Raw genomic sequence first — 22217 nt, forward strand, 5'->3', positions numbered from 1 at the left:
CGCGGCATCCGAACGGAATGGGGCGCCCGCGTTGGTCTCCCGGCCGACTGAACTCGTGCTCGACCCGGAATTCTTCCGCGACCCCTTCCCCGCCTACGCGGCGTGCCGGGCGGAGGGCGGAGTTCACCGGGTGGTGCTGCCCGGTGGTCCGACCGCGTGGGTGCTCACCCGTTACGAGGACGCACGGGCCGCGCTCGTCGATCCCCGGCTCAGCAAGGACCTGAGCGCCGCCGGCGCGCTGTTCGAACGCCACACGCGCAGCTCGACCGGCGGGCGCGGCCCGAACCCGGTCATCAGGCACATGCTCAACTCCGACCCGCCGGACCACACCCGGCTGCGGCGCCTGGTCAGCCGCGCGTTCACCGCACAGCGGATGTCGGCCCTGCGCCCGGGCATCGAGCGGATCACCGGGGAACTGCTCGACGTCCTCGCCGAACGCCGCGGCGTCGTGGACCTCGTCAAGGAGTTCGCCTTCCCGTTCGCCACGGTCGTGCTGTCCGAACTGCTCGGCGTGCCGGAGGACGATCGGGACGACTTCGCCCGGTGGGCGTCGGCCGCCGTGGACGGCACCGAGGCCGCGCCGCCCGAGCCGGACCAGGCCGGCCTGCGGACCATGGTCGGCTACCTGGCCCGGCTCGTCGCGGCCCGACGGACCGAACCGGGAGACGACGCGCTCAGCCTGCTGGTCGCCGCGGGCGACGACGTGGACCGGCTGACCGACGTCGAACTGGTCATGACGGCGTTGCTGCTGCTGGTCGCCGGCCACGACACCGTGGTCGGCCTGATCGCCAACGGGGTCCTCGCGCTGCTCGGCGATCCGGACCAGCGCGCCGCCCTGCTCGCCGACCCCGCCGTGGTCCCGGGCGCGGTCGAGGAGCTGTTGCGCTTCACCGGTCCGGTGAACTTCAGCACCCTGCGCTACACCACCGCCGAGGTCGGGATCGGCGGGGTGACCATCCCGGCGGGCGAGTTCGTGGTGGTCGCGCTCGGTTCGGCCAACCACGACCCGCACCGGTTCACCGAACCCGAACGGCTCGACCTGCGCCGACCGGCCGGCGGCCACCTGGCGTTCGGGCACGGCATCCACTACTGCCTCGGCGCACCGCTGGCCAGGCTGGCCGGCGAGGTGGCCATCCCGCGACTGCTGGCGCGCTTCCCGGACCTGCGACTCCCGGCGGACGCGACCGAAGTGACCTGGCTGACCAGCGGCCTGCTCCGTGGTATGGAAAGCCTTCCGGTCCTGCTGGACCGGGCGGACCCCACCAGGAAAGGAGACCGATGAAATCGGCATCCGAAGCGACGTTCGGCGACACCGGCCGGAGGAACACCGGCGACGACGGCGCCGTGCGTCAGCAGGAACTCGTCGACGAGGTCTGCGGCTACCTGCTCGGCTCGTGGACCATCTGGTTCCCCGGCAAGTGATCACCCGACCACGTGATCACCTGACCGGCTGACGGCGTCCTCGGCCGGTGCGGCCTGCCCGGCACGCCGGGCAGGCCGCGTCGCCAAGGACCGGGTCGGGCCCGGCTACCCGGTCTTGATCACCCGCCGCGGCCGCCGGGGTGCCCGTGGCGGCCCGAACACGTCGCGGCAGGTGCCGCACACCGTGGCCTGGACCGGCATCGTCACCTGCTCGCCGTCGACGTCCGGGCGGGGGTTGTCGCGCACCCAGTCGGCGAACGTGCCGAACTGCCAGTACGGGACGCGCGGATCGCGTTGTGCCACGGCCGCCACGCCGTGCGGACCGTTGCCGTCCAGGTTGCCGATCCGCCGGTAGTCGATCGGCCAACTGGTGCCGGAGCAGTAGACCCAGTCGCCCGCCGGGTACAGGCTCGCCGACGCCTTGATCGGGCACCGCAGGTCGGCCAACGAACGCTGCTGCTGGGGCAACGTCTCGTACCAGCGCTTGGCCCGACCGGAGTCGGACACCGCCGGCCGGGCCATCCACTGGATCCGGTCGTGGACACCGCGCCGCTTCGCCTCGGCGACGAGGTTGCGCAGTTCGGCGTCGGTGCGGACCAGCTCCACGTCCAGCACCACCGGGTTGCCGATGATCTCGTGGTGCAGGGCGGCCACCGTGAGCACGTCCGACGCCGACACGAACGGGACGTGGAACTCACCCGAGCTGATCTTCACCTGGTCCTTGGGGCTGTCGCCGAACCCGGTCCGGCGCAGGCGGACGAGCAGGTCGCGCGCGGCCGCTTCGTCGTTGCCCCAGAAGCCGTTGGTGAACGGGCTGACCAGCGGCACGCCCAGTGCCTTGAGCTCCGCGACCATGTCCACGACCAGGTCCGGGTACAGGAACGGCTCGCCGCCGGAGAGGCCGATGTCGGTGACGCCGAGCCCGACCCACTCGCGGAGGTGGTCGCCGGTCTGCGACCAGCCGAGGCAGTCCGCCGACCGCTTCGGGCCGCTGACGTTGTAGCAGTGGGCGCAGGCGGCGTTGCACCGGTAGGTCAGGGTGAGCCCGAGCGCCCGCGGCCGCCACAGCGGGTACACCACGTCGGCCAGCGCGGCGGCGGAACCGGCCACCGCCCGACCCTCCGGCGAGTGCAGCAGCGACCGGAACTCGTACCGGCCGAGGCCGTGGAACCCGGTGAGCGCCTCGGCCCGGCGTTGGAAGCGATCCTCCCGGTCGGCCGGGAGGGCCCAGCCGTGGCGGGCGGCCAGCCGCCGCGTCACGGTCCAGACGTCCTCGTCATCCCAGACCGGCCGGACGCGCACCGACCCGTCCTCGGCCGAGACGGCCAGCGCGCTCGCCGGACCGCCGCTCGTCCCGACGCCGGTACCGGCGGGTGAGATCAGCACCCGGGTCTCGTCCACGTAGAAGTGGCGTCGGATCCCCTGCCGGGCTCCGGGATCGCGCGCCAGCAGCAGCGCGGCCTCCTCGGCGGCCACCAGACCGAGTTCGGCCTTGTGCCGGTAGGGCACCACCGCGTCCGCCAGGTCGTCCAGCACATCCCAGTGGCCGGCGCGCAGTGCCTCGCGCAGGGTCGGCGGGGACGGGATCACCTTCGCGTCAGGCTTCCGGGGGCATGTAGTCGGCGCTCTCCAGCACGGTCACCGTGACGCCGTCGACGGTGAACGCGTCGGGGACGGGCGCCTCGGGGGTGGGCGGCATGTAGTCGGCGCTCTCCAGCACCGCGATGGAGACCCCGTCCACCTCGATCGGCGCCGCCGACGCCGTCGCGCCGGTCAAGGTGATCCCCGCGGCGACCAGACCCGCGAGCGTGGCCGCAGGGACCGCATGGCGAATGTCCATCGACGAACCTCCCCATTGACAAAGCGAATGCGCGGTCCCGATGGCCCGCGCCCGCACGGTACCGCAATCGGCCACCGGGCAGGATTGCCGATAACCGGCCGGTGTTCGTGGCGGACGCCGCTGAGGCGAAGACCCGATTCGTTTAGCCCACTCGCCGGGAAGCGTCCTGCTCCCCTTGCCGTACCGACTCGGAAATCGTGGTCGAATGGTTCGCGATCACGACGCCGGGAGCGTCAATTGGGAAAAAATCAGTTCGGCGAACCGATCGGGTGCGAGGCATCCGCCGCGGGCCTACCGGGCGGCGTCGAGGCGGTCGCGCAGCTCCGGTGAGCGCAGCACCGGCAGGAGGTCCCGACGATCCTCGAACACCTCGTCCGCCCCGACGCCGGTCGCCTGCCGCACCATGGCGTCCAGCACGTCGGCGAAGGGCTGCTCGCGGACGGTGCGCTCGATCATCACCAACTCGGGCTCGACCGCGGGGGCGGCCTCCCCGCGGGTTGCAGCGGCGCGGTCCGCCACCTGCGCCCACTGGCGCAGCAGGAGCGTCACGGTGTCGAACGCGGTCCGTCGCCCCTGGGTGAGCACGTCCCGGTTGAGGGCGCAGACCCGGATCGTCGCGTCACCGCGCGGGGTCAACGGCAGGTACCGGCCCGCGTTCAAAGCCAGGAACAGGTGCTCGGCCGGGTCGTCCACCGAGGGGTCGAGCAGCAACGGCCTCCCGGCGTCGTCGACGGGGAACTCGTCGCGCTTGTGGTGGCTGTTGCAGCGCGAACAGGCCAGCAGGTGGTTGAGCCAGGCGAAGGTCAGCAGCGGCTGGAGCGACACGGGCTGGTAGTGGTCGATGTCGGTGCCTTCGTTGTCGCCGCAGTACATGCACCGGTCCCGGCCGGCGGCGAACGTGGCCAGCACGGCCTTGAGGTCGCGCTTGACCGCCGGTCGCGCCTTCCAGAGCCCCCTGGCCTTCGCGACCCGCGACTTGCCGCGCCGTGCGCCGCGGATGTCCCCGGTCAGCGACGTCAACCTGTCCTGCAACGGCTCGGCCAGCGGGGCGCGGTGCAGTCGGATCATTCGCCGTCCGCCGCGTGCAGCCTCATCCGGGCGTCCACTTCCCGCACGCGGGCGGTGGGCGAGCTGGTCAGCAGGTCCTTGATCTCCCGGTACCGCTTGCCCTGGACGTCGTCGGCCGAGCCGGTGAGCACCGCCAGCTCCAGGCGTGCCAACTCGTCGCGCAGGGCCACCGCGCGCCGTGAGTAGGCGGTGTCCAGGCCGAACAGGTCCGACAGCACCGCGTCGTCGCCGCTGCCGTAGACGATGCGCTCCCACAGGTTCCGGCTCACCGTCTGCGGCGGCACCGGTTCGTCCGGGCCGGGCAGTCGGATCAACCCGGCTTCGTCGGCCGCCTGGCAGATGTAGGGGCTGTGGGTGGTCACGATGAACTGGATGGCCGGGAAGTGCCGCTTGAGCCACTCCCCGATCCGCTTCTGCCAGGACACGTGCAGGTGGGCGTCCACCTCGTCGATGATCACCACGCCGGGCGCGCGCACCCGCACCACCGAGTCGGCGCCCTCGTCCGGGCCGGGGTCGTCGGCGTCCAGCGGCCGCTCCCCCCGGTACGCGTCCAGCCGTCCGTAGGCCTCGTAGATCTGCTTGAGCAGGTCCACCACCAGGGCCACCACCGTCCGGTAGCCGTCGCTCATCTCCCGCAGCGGGAAGCGGTGGTCGTCCTTGCGCACCCACAGGCCCCGCGAGTCCACGCCCTCGATCCGGTAGTCGTCGGGCAGCAGCCCGTCGGCCAGGATCGCCAGCGCGGTCCGTTTGAGCTCCTGTGCGCCTTCCCGCCCCTCCAGGGACCTCAGGTGCTGCTCGATCAGCCAGCTGACGCCCTCGGACAGCGACGCCTCCTCGTGGAACAGGCTGGCCGTGCGGCTGACCGGGCCCGCCGTCATCATCAGGCGTTGCGCCTCGCCGCTGCCGCCGACCAGCCTGCGGAACGGCCCGTACGCGGCGCAGAACCACCCGGTCGGGTTGTCCTGCCACGGGCCGCGGGCCGCGGCGGTCTTGGCGTTGCGCACCGAGCTGTAGGGCGCCAGCGCCGGCTGGGAAGGCCGGGTCGGGGCCACCTCGTCCTCCGGTGACGGGGCGGTCCACCGCAGTCCCGACCAGAACGGACCCGCCGGCGGCCGGCCGATGCGGAACTTCTCCCACCGGGAGTCGAACACCACCTGCACCTCGGCGACCGCCTCGTCGGCGCCGGCCGAGATCCAGGCCTCGAAGTCGGGCACCAGGCTGCGTGCGACGGCCGGGCCACCCAGGGCCAGGGCGATCCCCCGCAGCAGCGACGTCTTGCCGGACCCGTTGCGGCCGGCGAGCACCGTCCAGCCCTCGTGGCTGCCGTCGGGGCGCCGCAGGTCGAGGTCGACACCACGCGAGCCGTGGAAACCCCTCACATTGCGCAGCCGGACCTTCGACACGTACACGGCGGATCCTCTCGGCACTCCTCGTCGTCACCGCGCACTGTATTGGGTCACCCCGTCCGGCCGTGGCGCGGCGACGCGGTCGGCGGCCGTGCTCGCGGGCCTCCCGACCGGCTGAACGGCACCGCCTCGATCGGGTCATCTCCGCACAACGGCGGTCCGCGGGTCGACAGCCCGGCTGACACTCGACGCGGCTTATGGCCTCCGTATCGCACGGGGACGAAGGGGACCAGGCGAAGCACCCCGGGTGCCCGTGCCTCGGCACGGGCGTCCGGGTTGTCCTGACCGACCCGCAGTCCCCACGGAGGTAACCATGATCGGGTTCGAACTGGAGATCAGCCTGTTGATCGCGGACAGGCGCGGCCGGGTGCTCGACGGAGAGACACCACTCGCGTCGTGCCCCCAATACCAGTTGAAGATCGTCAGCGACAAGCGGCAGGGCTATTCCAACATCGAGTTCGTGACCGACCCCGTCTCGGTGACGGGTGCGGACAGCAAGAGGGGTCCGGAAACGCTGGCCGCGCAGGTCCGAGGTATCCGCGCGATGCGGGACGCGCTCTACGCGGCCAAGCCGGGGCCCTTCGCCGACGCGATCGCCCCGTACGGGACGGCGGTCGACGAGGGCCGGACCGCGCGGATCCGCAAGTTCCCGCCGCGCGCGGTCTACCAGCCCGCCGAGGCCGACGGGAGGAGCGACGGGCTGTTCCTCCACTACTCGCTCGGCGTGCCGGTCGGCGCCCTCGCGGGCTTCTTCGACCTGTTGCGCGACACGATCGCCCCGTTCACGCCCGACGACCCCCGGTTCCTCGACCGCGCGCGGTTCCGCACGGCCCAGGCGGCCGAGTTCGCCGAGTCGGTGGTCACCGACTTCGCGGTCGGCGGCGCCACCGGCGACCAGAGCCTTGAGGTCATGCGCGCCTACATGCAGCTCGTGTACACGCAGATCGCCGGGATCGCCGACTACACCGACCACGCCATCGGCGTGAAGCCGAGGGGTCAGGTCAAGAACGGCACCGTCGCCCTGTGCCGTGCGTCGTTCCACGAGATCTTCCCCGCGTTGCCGGAGGACGTGCGCAAGTACCTCGAGGAGAGCTGGTCCGACGAGTCGATGATCGAGCGGATCGCGGCCACGCAGGACATCACGGAGAAGCCCGACGTGCACGCGGACTTCAACGAGAACGACATCCGTGAGATCCCCGGCCTGCCCGCCTTCTCGCTGAAGCAGTACCTGAAGTCCGCGCTCACCGGAGGTCCGCAGGTGCCCCAGTCGAGCATGTACGGGAAGATGACCCTCGTCCCGCCCCACCGCGAGAACGGGGTCGACCTGATCGTGTTCGAGCTGCGCACCACGGGCGATCACCACAAGACCTGGGCGCAGGTGACGGCCGACCTCCAGCTGCTGGTCACGTGGGTCCAGGGCGTCTCCAAGCCGGTTGGTTCCTGACGCACGCGCACGTGGGGACGGCGACCGGCCGATCGCGGTCGCCGTCCCCACCCCGTCGTGCCCCACGCCCGTCCCGGCGAATCGGCGGCCGGGACGTCGACCTACGAGGTGGTCGAGTCGTGCTCGCCGCGCCCGGGCAGGACGTCGATCACCGCCGTGACGGGTCCGGCGGTGGTCACGCCGGTGACCGTCACCTCACCCGGCTCGTCGGTCGCGCCGGGTGGCAACGGCTGCCAGCGGACGGCGACGTCGGTGATCTTGTTGGTGGCGGTGGTGAGCAGGTGGACGGAGGAGGGCAGCTTCGGCGCGGTGCGCACCGCGGTCGCGATGTGGACGGTGTCCTGGAGGACGTGCTTGGCGCGGCCGGCGTTGAAGACGTTGATGGAGGCGTGCGGCTCCCACGTGTTCGCCAGCCCGGGCACGGCCCGGAACATGGTCTGGAACCCGGCCGGCTCCCAGACCAGCACGCCGGCGCCCTTGTTGTCGACCACGTCGTTGGCGGCCTGGAAGACCCGCTGGATGGCGTCGGCCTGTCCCTGGATCGTCCGGGGGAAGGGCGAGTTGGGCATCGGCGAGCCGTCGCCACCCGAGGCGGGGTAGGCGGTTTCGGCGATGTCGATCTTGTAGTCGGGGTGGGTGGTGGCCATCGTGTGCAGGTTGACGTCCAGCGCCTCGGGCGTGCCGTGCCACTCCGAGTAGTACGAGATGGCCAGCACGTCGGGGTCCTGCCCCTTGGCCTTCACCCGGGTGAGGAACTGGTGCCAGAACTCCATGGTCTTGGCGAGCCGGTCCTTGCCGACGATCACGTGGATCTCGACCTCGGACGTCGGCGACGCGTCGCGGACCGCCTTGATCCCGGAGGCGGCCAGGGTCGTGAACCGGTCCCACGCCTGGTCGTAGAGCCGCTGCTCGACCGGGTCGGTCGAACCCCAGTACCGCCACAGCAGGCCACCACCGGGCTTCGACTGGTAGACGTCGGCCTGGTCGACGAAGTACGGCGGACTCGTCGTGCCGATGAGGGCGGCCTCGCTGCCGTACATGAACCCGTTGATGATCTCGTTGCCGACGGCGACCTTGTCCGGCGTGGTGCCCTGGCGGATCAACTGGCGCAGGTGGTCGGCGGTGAAGTCGTACACCGCGCGGCTCAGGTCCTCGAACTCCAGCCCGGCCCAGGCTCGCGGCTTCGGCTGCTTGCTCGGGTCCGCCCACGAGTCCGCGTAGTGGTAGTCGATGCCCAGGCCCATGTTCCGCTGCTTGATCCACCGCGCCGAGGTCAGCGTGCGCTGCGGACCCTGGCGCGGTACGGCGGTCGGTTGACCGGTGCTCTCGCTGCGCGGCTCGTTCCACACCCGCAGCCGGGCGTGCTGCATGCCGCGGTCCTTGAGCACGTCCAGCTGGTGCGGCCCGGCGCCCCGGTCGGCGGCCAAGGGGTTGACCCAGTACTCACGGGACTGGTGGTCGTCCACCCAGGACAGGTCGGCGCCGAGGACGAGGTCGTCGCGCAGGTAGTTGAAGACCTGGAGCTCGCTGACACCGGCCCGGGTGCGGCCCGGCCCACCGGTGAACGTCAACCGGACGAAGCGCGTCGCCGGTCGGGTGAACAGGTGCACCTCGCCCCGTGACGCGGCTCTGTTGTGCGATCTGTCGGCCACGGCCTTCCACAGGCGACCGTCGGTCGAGACCTCGACGACGTACCGGTGGACCACGCCGCGCTCCGGGAACACCACCTTGACCTTGCGCAGGTTGTCATAGGTGCCGCCGAGGTCGACCGTGAGCCACTGCCGGGCACCGGCGCGGTCGGGGTACCAGGACGTCGCCGGGTCGCCGTCGATGGCCTGGCCGGCGGTCGACGAACCGCTGCTCGCCTTCGCCGAGGCCCAGGACTTGGCGGCGATGTTGCTCTCGATCGGCTTGATGTCCGCCGATCCGTAAATCGCACCGGCGGGCGAGGGCACCACGAGCATGCCCGCGGACACCGCGGTGGCGAGTGTCGTCAGGCCCGCTGTGGCGCGGGCCAGGCGCTTGTTGCGCATGTCCTTCTCCTGAGGATGAGGCTCTGCGGCTTGGTGGTCGAACGGTGCCTCGACCGGTGCGGCGTCAGACGCGTCGGCGGGTGAAGCGCTGGTTGGGGCTGCCGGCGTTGTAGGCGTACTGAGCGATGCGGGCGCCGTCGGCGGTGGAGTGTTCCCAGACGTCGAGGGCCAGGCCGGTCTGCCGGTTGACCAGGCTGACCACGTCGCCGCCGTGGTCGACGACCCGCCACTGCTGGTTGGCCGCGCCGGTGCCGGTCTGCTGGGTGGTGTCGGTGCCGGAGCCGCTGCCCGCCTGGAGCACCAGGCCGCTGTGCCGTGCCTTGATCGTGACGTGGCCGTCGCCGGTGTCGGCGAACTCGAACTGCTGGTTGGACCCGCTGCCGGCCGTCCACTGGATGAGCCGGGCGCCCGGAGCGGTGGACGCCTCGGTGATGTCGGCGGCCTTGCCGCTGTGCTGCGCGATCAGGGTGTAGGCGGTGGGGCCGCCGGGGGTGTCGCCGAGTCGGGCTTCCCACCGGGTGTTGGTGCCGGCGGCGTCGGCGGGGAGGCGGTCGCGGGCGGTGGTGTCGCCGTACATGGTCCAGCGGGCCCAGTCGACGACGGTGCGGGGGAAGCGCTGGTCGCTCCAGAAGCTGGTGTGGCTGCCACCGACGAAGGTGAGGAACGCCTTGGGCCAGGTCATCTCGGTGTAGGCCTGGCGCGCGGAGGAGTACTGGGTGGTGGTGTCGCGGTCGCCGTGGACGAACAGGACCTTGGCGTTGACGGAGCCGGCCGGGTTGCCCATGTCCACACAGGACTGCGGGTTGGCGGAGACGATCCGGCTGTCGGGCCAGGAGGTCAGCAGCCCGTGGGTGACCATGCCGCCCAGGGAGTGCCCGGAAACGCCGACGCCGGTCGAGGTGTTGATGTGCCCGGCAAGTGGTCCGCTGGTGTTGAGGGCGAGGGTGTTGGTGAGGATCTGGGAGACGTCCTTGGAGGTGTTGCCGTTGTTGACGTCGCCGAAGTTGTGGTTGAAGTGGGGTGCGGGGACGACGAAGCCGGCCGAGGCGAGGGCGCGGATGATGAACAGGGAGCCCTGGGGGCTGCTGCCGAAACCGTGGGTGAAGTTGTAGACGGGGAAGACACCGTTGGCGACGGGGGCGTCGGTGACGGGGTTGCCGCCGGCGGTGCCCGTGGCGGGGTAGTAGACGTAGGTGGTGCACGGGCGTCCGCCGCGGGTCCAGTCGTACCGGCGCACGCCGACCGCGAACGGCGTGGTCGGCGCCGTGGCCAGGGTTCCGATGGAGGCGGGGGCCTGTCCCGCGCCGAGCAGCGACAGGCCGACACCCGCCGCCCCGGCCGCGCTGATGGTGAGGAACTTCCGCCGTTGCATGGTCATGGACGACTCCTTGGGTGCGGGGGTGGTCGTGAGATCCGGTGGCGTCGTCAGGGGAGCCAGCGGATGTTGGGGTTGATCCGGCCGTTGCGGTCGAAGACGGCCTGGTTCTCCCAGCCGTTGCCGGAGTTGGCGATGTCGGCGGGGTCCCAGCCGTTGCCGGGCACGGCGTGCCAGGTGGGTTCCCAGTAGAAGACGCCGGTCGCGCCCGCGTTGCGGGAGGTGTTCTGCACGGCGGCGAAGTTGGCCTGCTGCCCGGCGGGTGTGGCCGGGTGGCCGGCGCAGGGCTGCGAGGCGGTGATGATGTTGGCGGTGCCGTCGTGGTTCGCCGTGGTGTACGGGTAGGCGGTCTCGGCGAGGATGACCGGCTTGCCATACCGCGACTTCATGTCCGACACGACACCGGCCATCCCGGACATGCTGCCGTGCCAGTAGCAGTAGTACGACAGCGCGGTGACGTCCCACTGGACGCCCTGGGCGCGGATGCCGTCGTAGAACCAGCGCGCGCCGCTCTCGACCCGTGCGGTGTGGATGACCACCTGGGTGCCGGGGTTGCACGCCTTGGTCGCGTTGTAGCCGGCCTTGAGCAGCAGACCCAGGTTGGTGAAGTTGCTGTTGTCCACCCGGCCCTCGGGCCACAGCATGCCGGTGTTGATCTCGTTGCCGATCTGCACGCTGTCCGGCACGGTGCCCTGCGCCTTGAGACTGGCGCACACGTCGTAGGTGTAGTCGTAGACGTCGGTTTGCAGCTGCCCGACGCCGTGGTTCGCCCAGGCGGCGGGCTTGAACTGCTTGCCGGGGTCGGCCCAGGTGTCGGAGTAGTGGAAGTCGACCATCAGCTTCAGGCCCTTGGCCTTCACCGCCTGCGCGTACCGCAGGACCTTGGCCTTGTTGTTGTAGCCGCTGACCGGGTCGTTCCAGATCCTCAACCGCACGTAGTCGACGCCGGCCGCCTTGAGGATGTCCAACGGATCGCCCTGCGTGCCGTTGGCGTGGTAGTACTTCGCGCCGAGCTCGACGGCGCGCTGCAACGTCGACACGTCCGCGCCCCGCATGACCGAGCCGTCCCCGACGTCGCCGGTCGTGACCTCCAGGTAGTCGATGTTCCCGAGGCCGGCGGCGGTCGTCGCGGCCAGCTGCACGGTGTTGTCCCCCGCGTTCAGCCGCACGGTCACGGTCTTGGTCACCCAGGTGGTCCACGCGCCGGTGGCCTCGAACGCCGCCCCGGGCTGGATCACCGACCCGTTGACACCCACGTCGCCGGGCCGGTTCGCGCCGCTGCCGTTGGCGTAGCGGAAGGACAGCGTGGCCTGGCCGGCGGCGGTCGCGGTCACCTCGAACCGGACCGCGCTGCCGACGGCGTTGGACGTGTCGCAGAAGCCGCCGCCGGAGTAGCCGGAGTGGTTCGAGGCGACGACACCACCGCACACCGACGGTGCGGACTCCGCCTCGTGCCGACTCGTCGCGGCGGTCTCGTCGACCGTCGGCTCGGCACCGGCACCGGACGGTGCGGTCGTCGCCGAGGAAATCTCCGGTAACGGCCGCGGAGCACCATTGGCGGCGGCCGGGATTGGGGTCGCGGCGACTCCCGTGACCAGGACCGATGTCGTCGCGATCAGCAGTGCACGCATCAACGTTGATTTGTGCATGGCGATTCCGTTCGTCGGAGGGACTAATTGCGCGGCTTTCCTCGAAAGGTGCGGCAGGCGGGGCCCGGGCGAGGTCGCAGGTCGCTGTGAACGTGCACAGTAGCGGGATGCGTCACGTATGTAAACACACCAAAGTCAGTGGTCCAGACCGTGCAGATGGCCCGTTAGCGCTGTGCACGCTCCCACGAGATCACCCATTCAGCGCAGTCTCGGCGTCTCCGACGCCCTTATGCCGAAGTGCCGCCACGGCACCGCGGCCCACCCTGCCGGAAACGGCCGTGAGCAGCCGGTCCAGGGCGACGGGGAATTCGTTCGACACATTCATTCGACCACGATTCGAAAGAGCGCCAATCGAGACGGCAAGTACGGCGGGCGACGGAAGGGTTGACAGGAACCGATGAGCTTCATAACGTCTGACCGAGGATTGGATCGTTTCAACCCGAAGGAGCGACGATGCTCTCCGAGGTCCGGAAATCCCCTAGGCGTCGCGGCACTTGTCCCGGACCTCGGGTAGTCGCCGGAAGCCGGCCGACCGGTAGGTGGCGACGGCGCCGACGTTGAAGCTCGGGGTGCAGACGATCGCGCTCGACGAGCCCAGCTCCCGGAGCGCGGCGGCCGCGGCGACGGTGATCGCCTTGCCGTAGCCGTGACCGCGATGGTCCCGGTGCACGCCCATCGGTTCGAGCAACCCGGGCCTGCCCGGACCGGCCGACCACACCGTCACCGCCGCGACCGCTTCGCCCCGGTCGTCGTGGGCGACCAGGCACCGGGCGTCGGCGTACGGCGATCCGGCCACCATCGCGTGCCAGCGCTCCTCGGTGAACGTCGACCCGTCGAACGACGCCCGCTGCACGGCGGCCCGCACGGTCGCGCGCTCCGGACCGATCACCTCGATCCGCACGCCCGGGTCCGGCACCGGCCCGGTGAGATCGCGGTGCAGCGGCGTCCACGGCTCGTCGTCGTGCCAGCCCGCCTCGGACAGCAGGGCGTGGACCAGTGCGTCACCCGGCGCCTCGACGTTCACCCTCCCCGCCGGCAGCACGCCGCGTTCGGGCTCGGTCACGTCCTCGACCAGTCGGCGCGCCAACTCCTCGTCCCGCCGGGCGTCCGGCGCGATCGTCAACCGCAACAGCCCCGGACCGTCCAGCAGCCCGACGGCGAGGACCCGCCCGTCCCGGCTCCACGTCCGCACCGCCGCGGCCGTCGCCTCCGCGCCGAACCGCCAGAACCAGCCCAGGTCTCCCGGGTGCAGCTGCATCGGCGCACCTTCGTGCTGCCACTCCCGCAGCACGCCCGCAGCCGCGTCCGGCCCGTCGACCCCCGGCTCCCCCAGCACGATCGCCATGCCGCCGATCACACACCAACCCGCCGAGCGCCCGCACCCGATTTCCCCGGCACGATCCGCGAACACCGGTTCGAGTGCGCCGCCGCCGGTCATGCACGGCGCCAATCTCGTACGAGTGGTTTGACCGGCACGGGGAACGCGGTTGGCGCCGCAGGTCACATGATGAGACGTGGACGCCCTCCCGTGCACGCGGTCGCGTCGTCGGCCGACGGGAGCACCGGACGGCACCACCCCGAAACGATCTGCACGAGAAGGGATGAACGATGACCAAGCGCGTGTACGAGGCACCCCTCCTGATCGACTGCGGCGCCTTCGCGATGACGACCGGCCTGCTGCAGTTCCGCGGTCGCGACCACATCCTGCTCAGCAAGAACTGGTGAGTCCGAGCTCGATGTCGGCGCCGACCGGCACACCGGGCCACGGCGAGGTCGGCTTCGCGGTCCTGCCGGACTGCGACGGCGCCCTCGCCGTGGCTCCGTTCCGGAGCCCCGCCGACCGGATCGTCACGCACGCCTCGGGACGACCGTGGCTGGTCGCACGCCGACCCGGCGGTGAGATCACCGCGGCCGAGGCCGGGCGCACCAGGCTGGCCGTGATCGGGTGCTGCCCGGTGACGGCGGCGGAACTCACCCGGGAGGCCGCGCGGGTGCGGGACGTGACCGACCTGGACCGGTTGGCACGCCGCCTGCCCGGCAGCTTCCACCTCGTGGCCTCGGTGGACGGGCGGCTGCGCGTGCAGGGCGCCGCCTCCGGCATGCGGTTGGTGTTCCACGCCGTCGTCGCGGGCGTGACCGTCGTCGCGGACCGGGCCGACCTGCTGGCCGCGCTCGCCGGTGCGGAACTGGACGAGCGGCAGGTCGCGGTCCGCCTGCTGTTCCCCGTGCCGCACCCCTTGGGGGACACCCCGATGTGGCGCGGGGTGCGTTCGGTCGCGCCCGACCACTACCTGGTGGTCGAGCCGGACGGCCTCCGCACCCGCGAGTCACGCTGGTGGTCCCCGCCCGAGCCTTCGCGGTCCCTGGCCGAGGGGGCCGCCTCGGCGGGCGAGGCGCTCGCCGAGGCCGTCGACGCGCGCACCCGCCGGGGCGGCGTCGTGAGCTGCGACCTGTCCGGTGGCCTGGACTCGACGTCGGTGTGCTTCCTCGCCGCCCGGGGCAACGCCCGGGTCATCGCGTTCACCTGGCCCGGTCTGGACGAGGCCGACGACGACCTGGTGTGGGCGCGCCGCGCCGCCGCGCACCTGCCCGGAGTGGCGCACGTGACCCAGCCCGCCGACCAGTCCCCGTTGGTGTACGCGGGACTGCGGGACGTCGACGACGTCGTGGACGAGCCCACCATCGGGGTGGTCGACCGCGCGCGGCTGCTGGCCCGCCTGCCCCGGCTCGCCTCCGCCGGTGCGCGTTTGCACCTCACCGGCATCGGCGGCGACCACGTCGCCTGGTGCTCGGACGCCTACCACCACACGTCGATGCGCACCCGACCGCTCTTCACGTTCCGCCGACTGCGCGGGTACCGCTCGTGGTGGCACTCGACGTGGCGGGACATCGCCCGCGCGCTGGTCGACAACCGCTCCTACGGGGCCTGGCTGGCGGGTTGCGCCGACGGGTTGCGGTCACCGATGGCCGACGCCGCCGCGGTCGGGCTGGGCTGGGGCACTCCCCCGCGGGTCTTCCCGTGGGTGACGGAGAAGGCCGTCGGCCTGGCGCGCGAGGCCCTGCTGGCCGCCGCACCCCGGGCACGACCGCTGGGGCCGGCGAGAGGGCCGCACGCCGACGTGGAGCAGATCCGCGGCAGCAACCGCGTCATCCGGCACTGGGAGCAGATCTCCGCGCGCGCCGGGCTGCCCATCACGTCGCCGTTCATGGACGACCGCGTGATCGAGGCCTTCCTGTCCGTCCGGCCCGAGGACCGGGTCACCCCGTGGACCTACAAACCCGTGCTCAAGGCGGCGATGCGGGGTGTCGTCCCCGACGAGTGCCTGGCGCGCACCAGCAAGGCCCAGGCCGAACTCGACGCCGCCGAGGGCTTGCGCGAGCACCGCGGCGACCTGCTCGCGCTGTGGGAGGACTCGCGCCTGGCGGCGTCCGGACTGGTCGACGCCGACCGGCTCAAGGCGCTCGCCGTCCGGCCCGACACACCGGACCTGCGCCGGGCGACCCTCTACCCGACCATCGGCTGCGAGGTCTGGCTGCGCGTCCTGGCGCGCTCCACCACGTCCGCCTGAAAGGAGATCGGCATGACGCTGCGGATCCGGGAGTCCGTCTCCACCGCGGACACCGAGTACGGCACCGTGCTGCTCGACGAGCGCACCGGCCACTACTGGCAGCTCAACCCGACCGCCGCGGAGGTGGTGCGCCTGCTCATGGCCGGCCGCACGCCCGCCGAGGTGGTGCGGGCGCTGACCGAGCAGTTCGACGTGGCCGAACCGCAGGCCAGGCAGGACGTCGCGACGTTGCTCGACGGCCTGCGCGCGGCCGGCCTGGTGACCCCGTGACCACACCGGGCGCCGTCATCCGGCCTCGCCGCGAGGAGATCGCCTGGTCACGACGGGTGGCCGCACGCATGGCGGTCGCGGCGGCCCGTCCGATCGCGCGGTTGTCGCCCGCGCGCATCCGGCAGGTGCTCACCGTGCTGCGCCGCCGAGCCCGACCCGCCACCTACGCGCAGGCCAAGCAGGCGCGTGACGCGGTCCTCGCGATCAGCCTCGCGTGCGCCGGACCGCAGGGGTGCCTGCCGCGCTCCCTGGCGACCGCGTTGCTGTGCCGCATGGCAGGCACCTGGCCGACGTGGTGCACGGGCGCGCGCAGGAAGCCGCCGTTCGCGGCGCACGCCTGGGTCGAGGCCGACGGCCGGATGGTGGACGAACAACTGCCCGCCGACTACTTCATCCACCTCATCGACGTGCCACCGGTCGCACCGGGGCGGTCCGCCGGATGAGCCGCGGGCCCGACGCGCCGGGCGCGCGGGTCAGGGATCTGCTCGGGCTCGTGCGCGGCCACCGGCGAGCCGTGCTGATCGCCGTGCTGCTCACGGTGGCGGGTGCGGTCCTGGGCCTGGCGCAACCGCTGGTCGCGCGGGAGGCCATCACCGAGGCGGGCGCCGGCCGAACGGCGTGGGGGCTCGCGACCGTGCTCGGCGCGTTGTTCGTCACCCAGGCGCTCTTGGGCGCCTTCGGCCGGTTCCTGCTGGAACGCACGGGCGAGGGCATCGTGCTCGGGTTGCGCCGGTCGATGATCGGGCACCTGCTGCGGCTGCCCATGGCGGTCTACGACGAACGCCGGATCGGCGACCTGGTGTCGCGGACCGGCGCCGACACGACCGTGCTGCGCGACGTGGTCGCCCAGTCCTTCGTGGACCTGGTCACCGGCGCCCTCACGACGGTCGCGATCGTCGTCGTGATGGTGTGGCTCGACGTCACGCTGTTCGTGCTGGTGTCCGTGACCGTCGTGGTCGGTGCCCTGCTCGTGGTGGGCGCGTTGCGGGGGATGCGGGCGGCCAGCGAGCGCACCCAGGCCGGCGTCGGCGCGATGGCCGCCGACCTCGACCGCGCCCTCGGGGCCATCCGCACCGTGCGGGCCAGCCGTGCGGAGCAGCGGGAGACCGAGCGCATCGGCGGGCAGGCCGACGCCGCCTACCACTCCGGGGTGCGCACCGCGAGGCTGGCCTGCGTCGCCGAGCCCGCCGTCGAACTCGCGGCCAACGGGACGCTGTTGCTGGTGTTGCTGGTGGGTGGCGTCCGCGTCGCACGTGACGCCGCCTCGCTGGGTGATCTGGTGGCGTTCCTGCTGTACGCGAGCTACCTCGCCGTGCCGCTGGCAGCGGTGTTCCACGCGGTCGGCACCATCCAGCGGGGCATGGGCGCGTTGCAGCGCGTGTGGGAGGTCCTGGCCCTGCCCGTCGAGGAGCACCGCGAGACCGTTCCCGGGCCGGTGCCGCCGCGTCCGACGACCGCCGTGCTGGAGTTCCGGGACGTGCGGTTCCGGTACCGGGACCGCGCGGTGCTGCGCGGCGTGTCCTTCGAGGTGCCGCCGCGCTCCCTGGTCGCGCTCGCGGGCCGGTCCGGGGAGGGCAAGTCCACGGTCCTGGCGCTGGCCGAGCGCTTCTACGACCCGCAGGACGGCTCGATCCTGCTCGAAGGCCGCGACGTGCGGGAGCTGAGCCGGACGCAGTGCCGGGCACGACTCGCGTTCGTGGAGCAGGACACCCCCGTGCTGCACGGCACGCTGCGGGAGAACATCGTCTACGCGACACCGGACGCCGACGAGGCCGAGGTCGACCGCGTCGTGCGCCTCGCGAACCTCGGCGACCTCCTCGAACGCCTGCCCGCCGGGCTGGACTCCGAGGTCGGCGACCGCGGGTGCACGCTGTCCGGCGGGGAGCGCCAGCGGGTCGCGCTGGCCCGCGCGCTGCTCACCAGGCCCTCGCTGTTGCTGCTGGACGAACCGACCTCGCAGCTGGACGCGGTGACCGAGTCGGTCCTGGCCGACACCGTCGCCCGCATCACCGCCGAGTGCGCGCTCCTGGTCATCGCGCACCGGCCGTCGACCCTCCGCAACGCGGACCGCGTCGTGCTGCTCGACGGTGGCCGGGTGGTGGCCCGGGGCACGCCCGCGCAGTTGCTGTGCGACAGCGAGTTGTACCGGCGACTCGCCACGTGACGCCGCGACCGGCGGATCGCGCGTCCGGCCAATGCCACCGAACGGCCGATCCCGACCGCGGCGCCACCTGCGTACATTCCGACAGATCAGTGAATTTCCCACTGCGGGAGTGCAGATGAGGAAACTGTTCAACGGACGTCGGGTGCTCGCCGTCGCGGCCGCCCTGCTGGTCGCCTCCGCCCCGACCGCGACCACCGCCGCGGCCTCGGCCGAGTCCCGGCCGACCGACCCGGTGACCGACCTGCTGAGCCGCATGTCCCTGGAGGAGAAGGTCGGCCAGCTGTTCGTCACCTACGCCTACGGGGCCACGGTCGACACGTCCGACCCCGCCTCGGTGGCCGCGAACCGGCGTCAGCACGGCGTGGACAACGCCCGGCAGCTCATCGAGAAGTACCACCTCGGCGGCATCGTCTACTTCGCGTGGTCCGGCAACACCGCCAACCCGGCACAGGTCGCCGAGTTGTCCAACGGCATCCAGCGGGTGTCCGCGATCCCCGTGCTGGTGAGCACCGACCAGGAGCACGGCGTGGTGTCGCGGATCGGCGCGCCGGCCACGCTGTTCCCCGGCAACATGGCGCTGGGCGCCGCCCGCGACCCGGCGTCGGCGGGCACCGCGGCCGAGATCGCCGGCCGCGAGCTGCGCGCGATGGGCGTCAACCAGGACTTCGCCCCGGTCGCGGACGTCAACGTCAACGCCCTCAACCCGGTCATCGGGGTCCGTTCCTTCGCCGAGGACCCCGGGCTCGTCGCCCGGCTGGTGCACGCGCAGGTGCGTGGCTACCAACGGGGCGGCGTCTCGGCCACCGCCAAGCACTTCCCGGGCCACGGCGACACCGCCGTGGACAGCCACACCGGCATCCCGGTGATCGGGCACAGCCGGTCGGAGTGGGAGCGGCTGGACCTGCCGCCGTTCCGCCGCGCGATCGCCGCCGGCGTCGACTCGATCATGACCGCGCACATCGTGGTGCCCGCGCTCGACCCGTCCGGCGATCCGGCCACCCTCTCCGAACCGATCATGACCGGCATCCTGCGCGACGAGCTCGGCTACGACGGCGTGGTGATCACCGACTCGCTCGGGATGGCCGGCGTCCGGCAGAAGTACGGCGACGACCGCGTGCCCGTGCTGGCCCTCAAGGCGGGTGTCGACCAGCTGCTGATGCCGCCGGACATCGACCTCGCGTTCCACGCGGTGCTGACCGCGGTGCGCGACGGCGAACTCGCCGAGGACCGCATCGACCGGTCCGTCCGCCGGATCCTGCGCATGAAGGCCGGGCGCGGGTTGTTCGGCGACCGGTTCGTCGATCCCGCCCGGCTGCCGGAGGTCGTCGGCACCGAGCGCAACGAGCAGATCGCGCAGCGGATCACCGACCGCACCACCACACTCGTCCGCAACGCCGACGAAACCCTACCCCTGCGCACCCGTCCCGCCTCCGTCTTCACCACCGGTTGGGGCACGACGGCGGATCCGGTGCCGCAACGACTCGCCACCGCCGTCGGCCGGCGTTCCGCGTCGGCGACGTCCCTCACCACCGGCGCCAACCCGAACCAGGCGACGATCGACCGGGCCGTCGCCGGAGCGGGCGGCGCCGACCTGACGATCGTCACCACGAACAAGGCGTGGGCCGACACCGGGCAGCAGAACCTGGTCGAGGCGCTGCTGGCCACCGGCCGGCCGGTGGTCGTCATCGCGGTCCGCGACCCGTACGACATCGCGCACTTCCCCGACGCCCGGACCTACCTCGCCACCTACTCCTACACCGAAGTCTCGGTCGAGTCGGCCGTGCGAGTGCTGTACGGGGAGCGCGCACCGGCCGGGAAGCTGCCCGTCACCATCCCGGCGGCGGGCGACCCCTCGACCGTGCTGCACCCGTTCGGCCACGGCCTGACCTGGGAGGGCTGAACCGATGCGCGAGGCCGTCCGCCGACTGCTGACCGCCGCCGCCTGCGGCCTGCTCGTCACGAGCGCGCCCGCGGCGGCGCACGAGGGGCGATCCTCGGCGCCGTTGACCGTGATGTCCTACAACATCCACTCCGGAGTGGGCGTGGACGGCCGGCTCGACCAGGCCCGCGTGGCCGCCGAGATCGAGGCTGCCGGCGCCGACGTGGTGGGCCTCCAGGAGGTCGACGTCCACTGGATGGCGCGCAGCGAGTGGCGCGACCAGGCGGCGGAACTCGCGGCCGCGCTCGACATGGACGTCTACTTCGCGCCCATCTACGACCTGGAGCCCCTGGCGCCGGGCGAGCCGAGGCGGCAGTTCGGCCTGGCGGTGCTCAGCCGCCACCGCGTCGTCGCGGCGGAGAACCACTGGATCACCAGGCTGTCCACGCAGGTACCCGACCCGACCCCGCGGCCGGCGCCGGGTTTCCCGGAGGTCGTGCTGGACGTGCGCGGCGAGCGCGTCCACGTCTACAACACGCACCTCGACTACCGCACCGACCCGGCCGTGCGACAGGCACAGGTCGCGGACATGCTCCGCGTCATGGCCGAGGACCGGGGCGAGGCGAGGGTGCTGCTCGGTGACTTCAACGCGGTCCCGGACGCACCGGAACTGGCGCCCCTGTGGGCGGAACTGGTCGACGCGTGGGCGATGACCGACCCGTCCTCCCCCGGCGCGACCTACCCGGCGCAGGCGCCCACCAAGCGCATCGACTACGTCACCGCCGCGTACCCGGCGCGAGTGCGCGACACCCGGGTGATCACCACCGGCGCGTCCGACCACCTGCCGGTCGTGGCCGACCTGACGATCTCCCGACGACGCGGGTCTCCCTGGGACGGGCCGCTGCCCTACCAAAGGCTCCGCGACGGCACGCCCCGCCAGGCCGGCCTGCTCACCGAGCACGTGGACCGACTGGTGCCGACCGTGGAGGCGGGCGTGCGGTCGACCCCGCCCGCCTTCCCCGGCGGTGTCGTCCTGGTCGCGCGCAACGGTGTGATCGCCGAGCACGCCGCCGTGGGCGATGCGCTGCGCCACGGGCCCGACGGCACGGAGCTACCGCCTGATCAGCGCATCCCGATGCGCGAGGACACCATCTTCGACCTGGCGTCCTTGTCGAAGCTGTTCACCACCGCGGTCGCGCTGCGGTTGGTGGAGCGCGGCCTGATCGACCTGGACGCGCCCGCCGCCCGCTACCTGCCGGAGTTCGGCGAGAACGACAAGCAGGACGTCACCGTGCGGCAACTGCTGACCCACACCGCCGGTCTGCCCGCCGGCTTGGCGCTCGGCTCGTACCCCACCATCGACCGACGACTGGCCGCCGTCTACGCCGTGGCACCGCGAGCGCCGCCGGGCACCCGCTACGTCTACTCCGACCTGAGCCTCATCGTCGTGGGCAAGATCGTCGAACGCGTCGCGAACCGATCCCTGCCGGAGCTGGTCGCCGCGGAGATCACCGAACCACTCGGCCTGCACGACACGATGTACACCCCGCCGGCCGACCTGCGGCCACGCATCGCTCCCACCCAGTACCAAGGCGGCACGCGCGGCCTGATCTGGGGCGAGGTGCACGACTCGACCTCCTGGTACCTGGGCGGAACCGCGGGGCACGCCGGCCTCTTCGGCACCGCCCGGGACCTGGCCGTCTTCGCGCAGATGCTGCTCAACGGCGGCCGCTACGGCGACCGGCGCATCCTGCGCCCCGAGAGCGTGCGGGCGATGACGAAGAACTGGAACGCCGCCATCCCGGGCGCCGACCGAGGCCTCGGCCTGGACCTCGGCAAGCCGGCCTTCATGGGCATGCTGAGCACCCCGTACACCGCGGGCCACACCGGTTACACCGGAACGTCCCTGGTCATCGAACCGGAGAGCCGCTCCTTCGTGCTGCTGCTGACCAACCGGGTCCACCCGACCGCGGCCGGTCCGCCGACCAACCCCCACCGCCACGCCGTGGCCGACCACCTGGCCCGTGCCATCCCGGACCACTGACCCGCACCAGCCGCCCCGGATGCGGTCGGCCGTCAGGTCCTCGGTGGGGGTAGC

General features: G+C 72.1%; 18 protein-coding genes. 10 read left to right on the forward strand and 8 right to left on the reverse strand.

Going from position 1 to position 22217, the window contains the following annotated elements; genetic code table 11:
- Nucleotides 1-55: 55 nt before the first annotated feature.
- On the forward strand, nt 56-1282 hold the full coding sequence (locus tag ACYVLT_RS34025) for a cytochrome P450 family protein (protein WP_461124261.1): 1227 nt from the start codon (nt 56-58) through the stop codon (nt 1280-1282).
- Nucleotides 1279-1422: a hypothetical protein gene (locus tag ACYVLT_RS34030; protein WP_461124262.1), complete on the forward strand. Its 144-nt coding sequence runs from the start codon at nt 1279-1281 to the stop codon at nt 1420-1422. Before ACYVLT_RS34025 ends, ACYVLT_RS34030 begins: the two co-directional genes overlap by 4 nt.
- 105 nt (nt 1423-1527) lie before the next feature.
- On the opposite strand, the gene ACYVLT_RS34035 is transcribed toward ACYVLT_RS34030, so the two are convergent.
- The 4 genes from ACYVLT_RS34035 to ACYVLT_RS34050 all read right to left on the reverse strand — a co-directional run bounded on the left by ACYVLT_RS34035 (nt 1528) and on the right by ACYVLT_RS34050 (nt 5739).
- Nucleotides 1528-3012 carry a radical SAM protein gene (locus tag ACYVLT_RS34035; RefSeq protein WP_461124263.1) on the reverse strand — a complete coding sequence of 495 codons (1485 nt, stop codon included), beginning with the start codon at nt 3010-3012 and terminating at the stop codon, nt 1528-1530.
- Nucleotides 3013-3019: 7 nt separating this feature from the next.
- A complete protein-coding gene (locus ACYVLT_RS34040; protein WP_461124264.1) occupies nt 3020-3262 on the reverse strand; it encodes a hypothetical protein in 243 nt (80 codons plus the stop codon).
- 291 nt (nt 3263-3553) lie between these two features.
- Complete coding sequence (locus ACYVLT_RS34045; protein ID WP_461124265.1) at nt 3554-4330, reverse strand: HNH endonuclease family protein; 777 nt, start codon at nt 4328-4330, stop codon at nt 3554-3556.
- Nucleotides 4327-5739 carry an AAA family ATPase gene (locus tag ACYVLT_RS34050; RefSeq protein WP_461124266.1) on the reverse strand — a complete coding sequence of 471 codons (1413 nt, stop codon included), beginning with the start codon at nt 5737-5739 and terminating at the stop codon, nt 4327-4329. The genes ACYVLT_RS34045 and ACYVLT_RS34050 overlap by 4 nt, the downstream gene beginning before the upstream one ends.
- A 310-nt stretch (nt 5740-6049) precedes the next feature.
- Between ACYVLT_RS34050 and ACYVLT_RS34055 the strand changes: the two genes are divergently transcribed.
- Nucleotides 6050-7180 carry a hypothetical protein gene (locus tag ACYVLT_RS34055; protein WP_461124267.1) on the forward strand — a complete coding sequence of 377 codons (1131 nt, stop codon included), beginning with the start codon at nt 6050-6052 and terminating at the stop codon, nt 7178-7180.
- 101 nt (nt 7181-7281) lie between these two features.
- Here ACYVLT_RS34055 and ACYVLT_RS34060 read toward each other — a convergent pair whose 3' ends face one another.
- From ACYVLT_RS34060 to ACYVLT_RS34075, 4 genes are all read right to left on the reverse strand, one after another.
- On the reverse strand, nt 7282-9213 hold the full coding sequence (locus ACYVLT_RS34060; RefSeq protein WP_461124268.1) for a glycosyl hydrolase 53 family protein: 1932 nt from the start codon (nt 9211-9213) through the stop codon (nt 7282-7284).
- Between the two features lie 64 nt (nt 9214-9277).
- Nucleotides 9278-10591 carry an RICIN domain-containing protein gene (locus ACYVLT_RS34065; RefSeq protein WP_461124269.1) on the reverse strand — a complete coding sequence of 438 codons (1314 nt, stop codon included), beginning with the start codon at nt 10589-10591 and terminating at the stop codon, nt 9278-9280.
- Between the two features lie 47 nt (nt 10592-10638).
- Nucleotides 10639-12219, reverse strand: a complete 1581-nt coding sequence (locus ACYVLT_RS34070; protein ID WP_461124270.1) for a glycosyl hydrolase 53 family protein — start codon at nt 12217-12219, stop codon at nt 10639-10641.
- Between the two features lie 496 nt (nt 12220-12715).
- Nucleotides 12716-13582 (reverse strand): GNAT family N-acetyltransferase, encoded by an 867-nt coding sequence (locus ACYVLT_RS34075; RefSeq protein ID WP_461124271.1) that lies wholly within the window; start codon nt 13580-13582, stop codon nt 12716-12718.
- A 263-nt stretch (nt 13583-13845) separates the two neighbouring features.
- Here ACYVLT_RS34075 and ACYVLT_RS34080 point away from each other — a divergent pair, with 263 nt between their 5' ends.
- The 7 genes from ACYVLT_RS34080 (at nt 13846) to ACYVLT_RS34110 (ending at nt 22163) form a co-directional block, all read left to right on the forward strand.
- Nucleotides 13846-13962, forward strand: a complete 117-nt coding sequence (locus ACYVLT_RS34080) for a keywimysin-related RiPP (protein ID WP_461124272.1) — start codon at nt 13846-13848, stop codon at nt 13960-13962.
- A gap of 11 nt (nt 13963-13973) precedes the next feature.
- Nucleotides 13974-15806, forward strand: a complete 1833-nt coding sequence (locus ACYVLT_RS34085; RefSeq protein WP_461124273.1) for a lasso peptide isopeptide bond-forming cyclase — start codon at nt 13974-13976, stop codon at nt 15804-15806.
- A 12-nt stretch (nt 15807-15818) separates the two neighbouring features.
- Nucleotides 15819-16076, forward strand: coding sequence for a lasso peptide biosynthesis PqqD family chaperone (locus ACYVLT_RS34090; protein WP_461124274.1), 258 nt, complete (start codon nt 15819-15821; stop codon nt 16074-16076).
- Nucleotides 16073-16519: a lasso peptide biosynthesis B2 protein gene (locus ACYVLT_RS34095; RefSeq protein WP_461124275.1), complete on the forward strand. Its 447-nt coding sequence runs from the start codon at nt 16073-16075 to the stop codon at nt 16517-16519. The genes ACYVLT_RS34090 and ACYVLT_RS34095 overlap by 4 nt, the downstream gene beginning before the upstream one ends.
- Nucleotides 16516-18240 carry an ABC transporter ATP-binding protein gene (locus ACYVLT_RS34100; RefSeq protein ID WP_461124276.1) on the forward strand — a complete coding sequence of 575 codons (1725 nt, stop codon included), beginning with the start codon at nt 16516-16518 and terminating at the stop codon, nt 18238-18240. The genes ACYVLT_RS34095 and ACYVLT_RS34100 overlap by 4 nt, the downstream gene beginning before the upstream one ends.
- A 115-nt stretch (nt 18241-18355) precedes the next feature.
- Nucleotides 18356-20140, forward strand: a complete 1785-nt coding sequence (locus tag ACYVLT_RS34105) for a glycoside hydrolase family 3 protein (RefSeq protein ID WP_461124277.1) — start codon at nt 18356-18358, stop codon at nt 20138-20140.
- 4 nt (nt 20141-20144) lie between these two features.
- Complete coding sequence (locus ACYVLT_RS34110) at nt 20145-22163, forward strand: serine hydrolase (protein ID WP_461124278.1); 2019 nt, start codon at nt 20145-20147, stop codon at nt 22161-22163.
- Nucleotides 22164-22217 lie beyond the last annotated feature (54 nt).

Source organism: Saccharothrix stipae (assembly GCF_054781895.1).